Raw genomic sequence first — 11,077 nt, 5'->3', positions numbered from 1 at the left:
TTATCCTGTCTATCTTGCAAAAAAGCTTTCATGAAGCAAATTTTACTTCCGCTCAACATTGTTCTGATTATAGCCGTAGCTATTTTGTATTTTCTGCATTTTGGAAAATCGAAAACGGCCGTTCCTTCTGCATCAACTGTTACAACAAAAGATTCTGCTGGTAACGTAGTAGTAAAACCGCTCAAAATCGCATACGTTGACCTCGATTCGATCCAGGAGAACTATGTGTATTACAAGGAGAAAATGGATGAGTTTGAAAAGAAGAAGGATCGTGCTGACCGAGAGTTGAATGGCGCCTTTCAGAAAATAGAAAATGAGCGTATCAGTTTTGTACAAAGAGGTAATGCCATCACTCAGATAGAAGCTGAAAATTTCCAGCGTGAGTACACCCGTAAAATGGAAAATCTGGAAAATCAGAAGCGCAGCATGGAGAATAATATCCAGCAGGAAGGTGTAAAAACGATGGAGGAGTTGAAAAAGAAAATCAATGATTTTCTTGCTATTTATAACAAAACACAGGAGTATTCCTATATCTTTTCTTACAGCAGCACCATCAACATGCTTTTTTATAAGGACACTACCTATAACATCACTAATGAGGTTGTTGCAGGTTTAAATGAAGAGCATAATAAAACCAAAGTGAAAAAATAATCTCTCAAAGATTTTCATAAATTGGGATCCCGGAATTAAAGTTTCCGGGATTTTTTATATCAACAAGCCAAAACCTTCGCTTTTTATATGGAAGAAAACAAGCAGTTCAAACCTACGCTCGGATTGGTTGATGCAACGATGATCGTTGCAGGGTCAATGATCGGATCGGGTATATTTATCGTAAGTGCAGATATTACCCGGAACGTGGGAAGTGCAGGCTGGTTGATTTTTGTCTGGCTGATCACGGGTTTCATGACGGTATCTGCCGCCATGAGTTATGGTGAGCTCAGTGGTATGTTTCCGAAAGCTGGCGGTCAGTATGTATATCTTAAAGAATCTTATAACCGGTTGATGGCTTTCCTGTTTGGGTGGAGCTTTTTCGCTGTTATTCAAACGGCGACTATTGCAGCCGTAGGTGTTGCTTTTGCAAGGTTTTCAGCTTATATATTTCCTGCCGTAGGCGAATCCAATATACTGGCTGATTTCGGATTTATTAAGATCAGTGCAGCCCAGGTAACTTGTATACTGATTGTTATCCTGCTTACCTGGGTGAATACCAGAGGTATCAAAGAAGGCAAGATTATTCAAACAACATTCACAGCATCAAAATTGATTGCATTATTTGGATTGATGTTGTTCGGTTTTCTGTTGGTGAAGAATAATTTCTGGGCAGCCAACTGGCAAAATGCATGGACAGCAATGCAGGACCTTGGTGTAGATAAAGCGGGGAAGGAGCCGATCGGATGGACCGATATTGGTGGAGTAGCTCTTGTCGGAGCAATTGCCTCTGCAATGACGGGATCAATATTCAGCAGTGACGCATGGAACAATGTAACATTCATAGCCGGTGAAATAAAGAATCCGAAACGTAATATCGGGCTGGCTTTATTCCTGGGTACACTGATCGTAACATTTCTTTATGTTACTACAAATCTTATGTATCTGTATGTACTGCCTTTGCAGGGCATTGCTTATCCCAAAGCAGATCGCCTTGCAATCTCCGCAGCGATTGAAATTTTTGGATCGAGCGGAACAATCATTGTTGCGGTTTTAATTATGATATCCACTTTCGGATGTATCAACGGACTTGTTCTTGCAGGTGCACGTGTGTACTATACAATGGCGAAAGATGGCTTATTCTTCAAAAAAGCGGGAACGCTGAATCAGAATGCTGTGCCCCAATGGGCATTGTGGGCGCAATGTGTTGCCGCTTCTGCGTTGTGTCTCAGTGGTGAATATGGCAACCTGCTGGATATGATCAGCTTTGTTGCGGTATTATTTTATGTACTCACAATAGCGGGCATTTTTATATTAAGGAGAAAAAGGCCTGATATTGAAAGGCCATATAAAGCCTTCGGCTATCCTATTTTACCTGCACTATACATCATCATGGGAACAGCATTCTGTATTTTGTTGCTCATATATAAAACAAAGTATGCAGCAGGTGGATTGATCATTACACTGATTGGAATACCGTTGTACTATATCGCAACAGGAAAATCAAAATCGACTTCCTAAGACATGAGTTCAACAGACTTTGAAAAATTATTCTCTGAGTTTGAATCGATAAAAGTAGGTGTCGTAGGAGATGTAATGCTTGATACTTACTACTGGGGAAAAGTGGAAAGAATTTCTCCTGAAGCGCCTGTGCCGGTGGTATCTCTTGATCATAAAGATTATCGTTTGGGAGGTGCGGGAAATGTGGCGCTGAATCTTGCTGCGTTAGGAGCGCAGACGACAATGATTTCTATTACCGGTGATGATGATGATGGAGTGCAGTTGAAAAAAATGTACGATGAAAGTGGTATCAATACGTCGTTTTTACTGAAGAGTAAGAAGCGGGTTACCACCAGCAAGACCAGGATCATTAGTCGTAACCAGCAAATGATGCGACTTGATAATGAGATCACAAAGGACCTTGAGTACGAAGATGAAAACCGTTTGATTCTTGCAATTCAGAACTATATCGCGCAGGAATCTCCGCAGGTGATCATCATGGAGGATTATAATAAAGGTGTGTTGACAGAACTCGTGATCAATAAGATCATTGCATTATGCAAGGTGAAAAATATAACGACCAGTGTTGATCCAAAAAGAAAGAATTTCTTCAGTTATGTAGGCGTCGACATATTCAAACCCAATCTCAAAGAAGTAAGAGAGGGGTTAAACCTGATTGATGAGCGTGTCGATGAAAATTCACTAAGGAATATTCATGAAGCTCTTCATGAAAAACTTCAACACCGCATTTCATTTATAACTCTTTCAGAAAAAGGTGTTTTTTATCAGTCGGGCGATTCTGCAGGTATAATCCCTTCGCATCTGCGTCGCATAGCTGATGTCAGTGGCGCCGGCGATACGGTGATTGCAGTTGCCTCTCTTGTATACGCCGCAACAAAAGATAAAAAACTGATGGCGGAAATGGCCAATATCGCCGGAGGGCTCGTTTGCGAAGAAGTCGGAACTGCTGCAATCAGGAAGGACAAGCTATTGGCGGAATGTGAGAGACTCCTGGGAAAAATGTAAAACGTTTAACGTTCAACGTTTAACGTTTAACGTTCAACGTTATACGTAAAGAAAAACCGGCCTTGTGAGCCGGTAATAATCTTAAAAACCATCCGAGTTAATATTGTGAGCGAGTTGCTTTCGTGTGTTGTTAACCGTAATGTCTGCTTTTCTGTTCGCCTCGTATACTTACGATTGATGATGTAAAAATAGTAGGAGAATTACCATTGTGCAAGTCAGCCGTCGAAGGGAGAAGAGGCTTTATCGAAATGACCTTTGCGGGTAAAACGTATAACGTTTAACGTTGAACGTAAGCCTCCGAAATTCATAACTTTTGCCTGATCGGTATACTCTCAAGTACTCGAGTTCTAACGTTTAACGTTTAATGTTCAACGTTGTACGTAAAGAAAAACCGGCCTTGTGAGCCGGTAATAATCTTAAAAACCATCCGAGTTAATATTGTTAGCGAGAAGCTTTCGTGTGTTGGTAACCGTAATTTCCGCTTTCCCGTCTGCCTCGTATACTTACGATTCATGATGTAAAAATAATCGGGTATTTACTGATGTGCAAGTCAAACGCCGAAGGAGATAGAGGGTTTATCGAAATGGCCTTTATAGGTAGAAAGTTGAACGTTATACGTTAAACGCTGGCCATCGCCAGTGTAACTGGTTTTTAATTAGCAACTTGTATCCTCCGCAGGTTCTTACGTTCTACGTGCTATGTTCAACGTTTAACGTTCAACGTTAATGGTTACTTTCTCGAACCCGGAGGCTTGCAGCATGCTCGTCATCAACGAAATTGCGCGGGTATTTGCTTTTGAAAGGAGTTGTTGCTGCATCGCGCGGTCGCGCATTTTTTGACGGGCCTTTATTTTTACAGCTGTTATTGCCTGGTCCGACCAGTTTCCTTCTTCAATAAAGGTTTCAAAACCGGAGGGATTTATGATGATATCAAGAATCTCTGCTTTTGGAATAGTAACTGACGCTGAGTCATCAAACACACGAATTGCTGAATCTGACATCTTTTTTAAATCTGTTCCGCAGATCACCTGGCCTTTTGCAACGAGTACAATCCTGTCAAACATGGGTGCGAATGGATTCGCTGCCAGTCCGCCAGTGAGTGTTCTTAATGCAATCTGATTTGGATCTGCATGAACACTATCAACAACCACTTCATCATATCCTGTAACTGTTATCAATGAAGCCAGTTCCCTGACTTCTTTAATGAGTACAGGCGTTTCATCAATCTCCAATGGTGCTGCTGAAAAAACCTGATTCCAGGAGGGAATAAAATCAAGTTTTCGCAGAAGAAATAATCCAGCAGCTGCAACAACAATGATAATCAGTATTGCTTTTATACTTCTAAACATCAGCCGACAGGTTGCGTGATTGCTTTGTCACCAAAGCGGATATTAATTTTCTTGTAACCGAGTTTTTTCAGAAACTGAGTGAGAAAAACAGACGCATTTGTTTCGGCAGTATTCAGCACACCGAGTGATGCAATGCTCGACTTTATTTGTTCTTCTCCCTGACTGAGTAAAAGATCTTTCTCTGCCTGTGAAAATGATTGCCTGAACACACCAACGTCTTCGTATTGAACGCTGATATCTTCCGGGCGAATACTTAATGAAATCATCTTCGCCGGCGGTAATTGCAGGCTTATTTCATCGCCGTTGATCGTAATATTTTCGGGTTTTAGTGCAGAAAAATCAATGCCTGCTTTAATCGAAGCCTGGCAGCTCATGAGAATTTTTCTGTCACCGATCTTGTACCAGGTTTTATTGTCGTTTGTTTTGATAATTTTCGTGACGACATATTCTACAGTGGCAAGGTCATTCATGTTCCGTATCGTCAGCACTTCCTGCACCCGGTCGAGTTTTTTTCCACAACATAGGAGAAAGGGGCAAAAAAGCAACCAGATCAGATACTTCATAGTTGAAAGATACAAACAGGAAGCAAACTATTTTCCAGATTAAATTTTTACCTCAATTTGCAGTATGAAAAAATTTGCAGTAATCGTTGCCGGTGGAAGCGGTACGAGGATGGGTTCTGCTATTCCAAAACAATTTCTCGAAGTAAGGGCGAAACCAATACTTCTGCACACCGTAAAAGCTTTTATCGAAGCTTTCCAGGACATACAGATTATACTTGTTCTTCCAGAAACATATCTTGAATCGGCAAAATCAATTTTCGAAAATCTTACGCCCTCAGCGTCTCTCAGTTTTGTAAAAGGTGGCGCTACGAGATTTGATTCTGTAAAAAACGGCCTTGCTTCAGTTGATGAAGAAGGCATTGTTTTCATCCACGATGCAGTTCGATGCCTTGTTACTCCCGATCTTATTAAACGATGTTATCAACATGCTGCTATAAACGGTTCTGCGATTCCGGTAGTTCCCCTTCGTGATAGCTTACGTATTATAAAAACCAATGGAGAAAATGAAATTCTCGACCGGGAAATAGTACGTGCTGTGCAAACGCCGCAAACTTTCAAAACCGCGCTGATCAAAGAAGCCTTTGAGCAACCTTATCAAACTTCATTTACTGATGAAGCTTCGGTTCTCGGAAGTGCAGGCTACCAGGTATCGCTGTTACAAGGGGAAGAAACAAATATTAAAGTGACTTTTCCTGCTGATCTGATTTTTGCGGAACATATAATGTCTGTGAAATGACTAGTTTTTATTAGCTGCTTTCCGGAAAACCTGCGTGATCATTTTTCGGGGTTCAACAACCGGAATGTCAATGCTGAATGAAATGCGGTTCCAGAATTTATTTCCGGGAACTGATTTGAAGTAGTCTTTATAAACATCACTATACACCACCGGAATGTAAATGTTCACCATGTTCCAGAGCAGTGAAACCTGGAAACCGCCATCAAATACTACTCTCGGATCGGTGTTGTCTTTTTCCCAGACTTGCGAATAAGTACCTGCATCAACAAAGATCCTTATAGGAATATCTACAGGCAAAAGGCTGAGTGGGTTGAGCTTATCTGGAATATCAACTGTCAGATTCATTGCGGTCAGCCAATCATCTGTTTTGCCAATCTTGTTGCTCAGCATATCTGTTCTCACTTTGAACGCGCCATCACGCATCATGATCTGCTGCGAATAAAAACCTTCGAACTCATTTCTACCGGCGAAATAATTACTGTACGTATAATCTTCATCACCCTTAGGACCCGTCATGTTGAGGTGGTACCTATTGGTGGCATAGCCTGAAGTTGAATTTTTATCGGTAAAATAAAAGAATTTACCTGCAAACAACCGTAGATTGATTCCGCCTTTCTTTTTATAGTTGAAAAAATAATTACCCGTAAACGTTAGTCTGCCAAAATCCCCGGAAGCTTCCATTCTCAGTTCAGCATTATACGGGTATAAAGCACGGTATTGATCAACTCCTAAACTCAATTGACTGATTCCATAACTATTTGAAACCTTATTAGCAAGATTGAGTTGCCTGATGGTGTCACGGTAAAATGAAAGCTGTTCTTCGTTGATCAGGAATTGTTTGAATCCTATATATTTTGTAAGTGTACTTCTTGCCGATTTTTCTTTGAACTCGAGGCGAAAACCGGGAACAATTTTATTGAATGAAAGCCGTAGTCTGTTTCCACCTTCATCGGTAAAATCTTCCATTGTAAACCGGGATGCATTGGCAAATATCTCCACATTTCTGAAAATATGATCAGGATGCCAACGGTAGGATACGCGACCAATGCCATCAAGTTTTTTACTCTTGAATCCATACATCGGCGCAACTGCGAATAAAAATTTATTTACAGGTGCTGTGTAATTGTGAAACAAAGCGCCGGCCATAAAACCATCATAGTTGTTGAATCCCACAAGCGGTGCAATAAAAAGATAGTTGTATTTCAGATCAGGATTGGGCGCTATGAACGGTGCTACTTTGAAGATTCTTTTAACTGGTACTGATAGCATTCCCGTTTTATTGATCAACGGATACATCTCAGCGGCCTGTGGCCCATGCTCTTTTAGCATTGCATAAAAATCTTCCGGATAAGGATGTTTGAATTTCCATTTCTGATAATAAGCCTGCATCACCTCGTCGAAAGCAGTTCTGCCTATACTATCTTCAATTTTTTTAAGCCAGTCTGCTGTTTTTAAATAGCTGATGACCGCTGCGTTTACCGCGGTTAAACTATCTGCCGGAGTATTGATAGGCTGATCTAGCTTTAGGGAAGCTAACGTCTGATAAGGAAGCTTTTCGATTGTGGACGTGCTGAAAATTTCTTTTTTTTCAGAGCCGGTAACGCCGGTATTTCTGTACCGATTATCATAGAAACTGTTGAAACCTTCATCCATCCAGGGGAAACTTCTTTCATTGTTGGCCAGTATTCCATAAAACCAGTTATGGCCAACCTCGTGGAAAATCAGATCTGCACTTAATGAATTTTTTCCCGGCGTGTGCAGGATGGTAATGGTCGGGTATTCCATCCCACCCGCGAAGCCCATATAACCTTCTACTACTGTGGCCACCGGCCAGGGATATTCGCCGATCCATTTTGAATGCAGCACAATCGCTTCTTTCAGATAATCCATTGCATCGTTCCAGGCTTTGTTTTTTAATCCATGCCTGTACACCTGCAACAGGACATTCTTCCCGGATTCCAGTTGAACACTGTCTTTTAACAAAACAAATTCTCTGTCGGCAAACCAAGCGAAATCGTGTACGCTATCCTGTTGGTAGCGGTAAGTGGTAAGATCCGCACTGTTTTTATATTTATCGCCGGTAGAATCATTGCCTGAAGGTATTTGCATGCCTGTGGCCGCTATTTTATAGTATGATGGAACTGTAATATCAACTGTAAAATCACCGAACTCACTGTAAAACTCTCCCTGGTCCAGGTAGGGCATTTCATGCCAGCCATGTCGGTCGTACACTGCTGGCTTCGGGTACCACTGCGTGATCTGGAATGTTTTCTGATAATATCCGCCACGCGAATAATTATATGGCAGCTTTACATGGTAAGGTGTTGTGATCAGTACTTCTTCTCCCGGCCCCAATGGTTTTTCAAGGATCATTTTTACAATATCAATGTCGCTGGGATGATCTTCCAGTTTCTGAGGCTCATCATTAATTCTAAAGTCGAGGCGATTGATATACCCCCGCCTGTTTGCTGGGGCGAAATAAAAATCGGTTCTTCCGTTTTCTAATGTCTGGTCAGTTAACGCAGTTCTGTCATTTTTATATGCGTTGGGCCAGAGATGAAACCAGATGAAAGAGAGTGTATCCGGAGAGTTGTTGCGGTAAATTAATTTCAAATAACCATCAAGCGTTTTCAGGCTATCATCCAGTTTTACATCAATATCATATTTCAGGTACTGCTGCCAGTAATTATCCTGACCATTGGAAAGGAGAGAAGAGGCTAATGCGAAAAATACAGTAATGAAGTATTTCAAAAACGATCCTGGTTTTAGAGTATATAACGTATCCGTTTTCATTTTCCTGTACCAAGGAAAATAATTCTGAGTGTATGTACCATTATTTTAAAATCGACCGCCAATGATATGTTCTCGATATACACAAGATCGTATTGCATGCGTTCGATCATTTCATCTACATTTTCTGCATAACCAAATTTCACCATCCCCCAGCTGGTAAGTCCTGGTTTAACTTTCAACAGGTATGCATAATATGGATTCTTCGCAGTGATCTGATCAATAAAAAATTTTCTTTCTGGTCTTGGACCTACGAGGCTCATTTCCCCGCGAAGAATATTCAGCAGTTGCGGTAGTTCGTCTATCCGCCATTTGCGCATCGTTTTTCCCCAGTCGGTAATTCTTGGATCTGAATCGTGGGAGAGCTGAGGTCCGTTAGTTTCAGCATTATCCGTCATTGAGCGAAACTTGAAAATTTCGAAAGGTTTTCCCCTGTATCCAATTCTTTCCTGGGTGTAAAAAACAGGACCAGATGACGAAAGTTTTACCCGTATAGCAGCATATAGTAGTAACGGAGAAAGGATGATGAGGCCATGCAAAGCAACAATAATGTCGATTACTCTTTTTATATGTTGCTGCCAGTCGGGTAATAAACCGGTTTTAATTTCAATCAGTATTTCACCGAGTACATTGTTCGTTTTTACAGATCCTGACACTATATCCAATGTGTCAGGGACCATTTTGACCGCAACATCCAGGTGCCCCAGGCGATTGAGAATATCTTCAGCCTCTTTACCATGATTTTTGTCTAATGCGATGATCACCTGTTCAACATTGTGTTCAAGTATCAATGCTTCCATCATTTCTATCTTTCCCAGTTTCGGGATTTTTAGATTGGGGATTACTGCATTTGATTCCGGTGTGAGATAGCCGCAGAAGCGGTAGCCCGTCCACGACTGATTTCCGGAGATCTCTGTCACGATGCGTGTTGCAGTTTTGCCGTGACCAATGAGTAGTGTATTAAACCAGATTTGACCGGTGTTCAGTTGTTTTTTTGCGAGCGTTAGAATGAGTAATCGTCCTGAATATTGCAGAACAACATTCAACAAAAAAAGAGAAATAAAAACTTTGTAGAAATATACATAGTTGCGCGCACTTACATCATCAAGAATAAAAAGAAAGAAAAGGATCAGTGATCCGATCAACGAGCTGACCAATGTTTTAGTCAGCTCGTTCAACCTGGATTTTGTATATAATGAATGATAAGCGCCAGTGAGTGCATACCCGGTTATCCATGCCAGTGGTATCAGCAGTACACCAAGCCAGAACCGGTTATCGATATTTAATTCGGTGTTGATATTTCCGTCGGCCCAGAGTAACCAGGAACGAAAGGAATACAACACGGCCCAGGCTACTGCAGACATGATAAAGTCGCTGAAAACATACCAGCCAATGTTTATCCGTTGCCGGTTATTCATAGCGACGACTTGGCTACTGCAAAGCTGTTTTCAATTTTTTCCAGTATCTGGTGCGCGATATGCATGGCTTCGTATCCCTCTCTTTCAGAGACGACGGTACGGGTGTTGTTGACGATCGCATCACGAAATGCGGTCAGTTCCGAACGAATGGCGTTGTTGTCTTCTACTGCCGGATTATCGATAGCAAGTGTGCGCACACCTTGTGGGGTTTCAATATCAAAAGAGAAAAGATTGTCGTCGCCCTCTCCCTTTAATTTTATGATCTCTGTTTTTTTTGCAAGGAAGTCTATACCGATGTATGCGTCTTTCTGAAACACGCGCATCTTTCTCATCTTCTTCATCGATATACGCGAGGATGTAAGATTTGCTACGCAACCATTGTTGAATTCCATTCGGACGTTCGCTATATCAGGTGTTTCCGTCATCACCGCGACGCCGCTTGCGGAGATGTGTTTTACATCACTTTTAACCAGGTGAAGAATAATGTCGATATCATGTATCATCAGGTCCAGTATCACACTCACTTCAGTACCCCTCGGATTGAATTGTGCGAGTCGGTGCACTTCAATAAACATCGGATGCAGATGATAATCTTTCAATGCGATGAAAGCTGGATTGAACCTTTCTACATGGCCTACCTGCAGCTTCACTCCGGATTCTTTTACCAGCTTCATCAGGCTGGTGGCTTCTGCCATCGTATCTGCCATCGGCTTTTCAACAAATACATGTTTCCCGCTGCGAACAGCAAGTTCACAAAGCGTAAAGTGGTGATTTGTTGGCGCAACGATATCTGCAGCATCGATCAGCTGCATGAGTTCTGCAGGGTCTGCGTATCGCCTGAGCTGGTATTGCTCGGCAACCTTTGCAGCATTAACATCATCCGGATCATAAAACCCAACGAGTTCAACGCCTTCAATTTCTTTCCAGTTGTTCAGATGAAATTTTCCAAGATGGCCAACACCGAAAATGCCCAGTTTTATCATATTAGGATTTGAAAGTAGGCAAATTTAGGCAAAAGGCAGGAGGCAAAAGGCAAAAGGGAACAGCC

The 11,077-nt window shown here is 41.6% G+C and carries 9 protein-coding genes; 4 read left to right on the top strand and 5 right to left on the bottom strand.

What is annotated here, in order from left to right:
- Positions 1-30: 30 nt before the first annotated feature.
- The 3 genes from P2W82_RS09470 to P2W82_RS09460 all read left to right on the top strand — a co-directional run bounded on the left by P2W82_RS09470 (position 31) and on the right by P2W82_RS09460 (position 3,174).
- Complete coding sequence (locus P2W82_RS09470) at positions 31-651, top strand: OmpH/Skp family outer membrane protein (protein WP_336515634.1); 621 nt, start codon at positions 31-33, stop codon at positions 649-651.
- An 87-nt stretch (positions 652-738) separates the two neighbouring features.
- Positions 739-2,169 (top strand): APC family permease, encoded by a 1,431-nt coding sequence (locus P2W82_RS09465; RefSeq protein WP_336515633.1) that lies wholly within the window; start codon positions 739-741, stop codon positions 2,167-2,169.
- A 3-nt stretch (positions 2,170-2,172) separates the two neighbouring features.
- Positions 2,173-3,174, top strand: coding sequence for a bifunctional heptose 7-phosphate kinase/heptose 1-phosphate adenyltransferase (locus tag P2W82_RS09460; protein WP_336515632.1), 1,002 nt, complete (start codon positions 2,173-2,175; stop codon positions 3,172-3,174).
- 709 nt (positions 3,175-3,883) lie between these two features.
- Here the strand turns inward: P2W82_RS09460 and P2W82_RS09455 are convergent.
- Together P2W82_RS09455 and P2W82_RS09450 are read right to left on the bottom strand one after the other, a co-directional pair.
- Positions 3,884-4,522 (bottom strand): DUF4230 domain-containing protein, encoded by a 639-nt coding sequence (locus tag P2W82_RS09455; protein WP_336515631.1) that lies wholly within the window; start codon positions 4,520-4,522, stop codon positions 3,884-3,886.
- Complete coding sequence (locus P2W82_RS09450; RefSeq protein ID WP_336515630.1) at positions 4,522-5,085, bottom strand: DUF4230 domain-containing protein; 564 nt, start codon at positions 5,083-5,085, stop codon at positions 4,522-4,524. The genes P2W82_RS09455 and P2W82_RS09450 overlap by 1 nt, the downstream gene beginning before the upstream one ends.
- Positions 5,086-5,149: 64 nt before the next feature.
- Here P2W82_RS09450 and P2W82_RS09445 point away from each other — a divergent pair, with 64 nt between their 5' ends.
- Positions 5,150-5,821, top strand: a complete 672-nt coding sequence (locus P2W82_RS09445; protein WP_336515629.1) for a 2-C-methyl-D-erythritol 4-phosphate cytidylyltransferase — start codon at positions 5,150-5,152, stop codon at positions 5,819-5,821.
- Here the strand turns inward: P2W82_RS09445 and P2W82_RS09440 are convergent, their stop codons facing one another.
- From P2W82_RS09440 to P2W82_RS09430, 3 genes are read right to left on the bottom strand one after another with little or no spacing between them, the layout of a single operon-like run.
- Positions 5,822-8,572 carry a M1 family metallopeptidase gene (locus tag P2W82_RS09440; RefSeq protein WP_336515628.1) on the bottom strand — a complete coding sequence of 917 codons (2,751 nt, stop codon included), beginning with the start codon at positions 8,570-8,572 and terminating at the stop codon, positions 5,822-5,824.
- A 38-nt stretch (positions 8,573-8,610) separates the two neighbouring features.
- Positions 8,611-10,029 carry a sugar transferase gene (locus P2W82_RS09435; RefSeq protein ID WP_336515627.1) on the bottom strand — a complete coding sequence of 473 codons (1,419 nt, stop codon included), beginning with the start codon at positions 10,027-10,029 and terminating at the stop codon, positions 8,611-8,613.
- Entirely contained in the window at positions 10,026-11,012 is a 987-nt protein-coding gene (locus P2W82_RS09430; RefSeq protein WP_336515626.1) for a Gfo/Idh/MocA family protein, read from the bottom strand. The genes P2W82_RS09435 and P2W82_RS09430 overlap by 4 nt, the downstream gene beginning before the upstream one ends.
- Positions 11,013-11,077 lie beyond the last annotated feature (65 nt).

It is taken from the genome of Pollutibacter soli (genome assembly GCA_029269725.1).
Taxonomy (GTDB): Bacteria; Bacteroidota; Bacteroidia; order Chitinophagales; family Chitinophagaceae; genus Pollutibacter; species Pollutibacter soli.
This window is presented reverse-complemented; position numbering and strand designations above follow the sequence as displayed.

Excerpts from the sequence above, each read along its gene's own strand:
- P2W82_RS09470 (WP_336515634.1), top strand. The coding sequence starts at position 31 with ATGAAGCAAATTTTACTTCCGCTCAACATTGTTCTGATTATAGCCGTA.
- P2W82_RS09465 (WP_336515633.1), top strand. The coding sequence starts at position 739 with ATGGAAGAAAACAAGCAGTTCAAACCTACGCTCGGATTGGTTGATGCA.
- P2W82_RS09460 (WP_336515632.1), top strand. The coding sequence starts at position 2,173 with ATGAGTTCAACAGACTTTGAAAAATTATTCTCTGAGTTTGAATCGATA.
- P2W82_RS09455 (WP_336515631.1), bottom strand. The coding sequence starts at position 4,522 with ATGTTTAGAAGTATAAAAGCAATACTGATTATCATTGTTGTTGCAGCT.
- P2W82_RS09450 (WP_336515630.1), bottom strand. The coding sequence starts at position 5,085 with ATGAAGTATCTGATCTGGTTGCTTTTTTGCCCCTTTCTCCTATGTTGT.
- P2W82_RS09445 (WP_336515629.1), top strand. The coding sequence starts at position 5,150 with ATGAAAAAATTTGCAGTAATCGTTGCCGGTGGAAGCGGTACGAGGATG.
- P2W82_RS09435 (WP_336515627.1), bottom strand. The coding sequence starts at position 10,029 with ATGAATAACCGGCAACGGATAAACATTGGCTGGTATGTTTTCAGCGAC.
- P2W82_RS09430 (WP_336515626.1), bottom strand. The coding sequence starts at position 11,012 with ATGATAAAACTGGGCATTTTCGGTGTTGGCCATCTTGGAAAATTTCAT.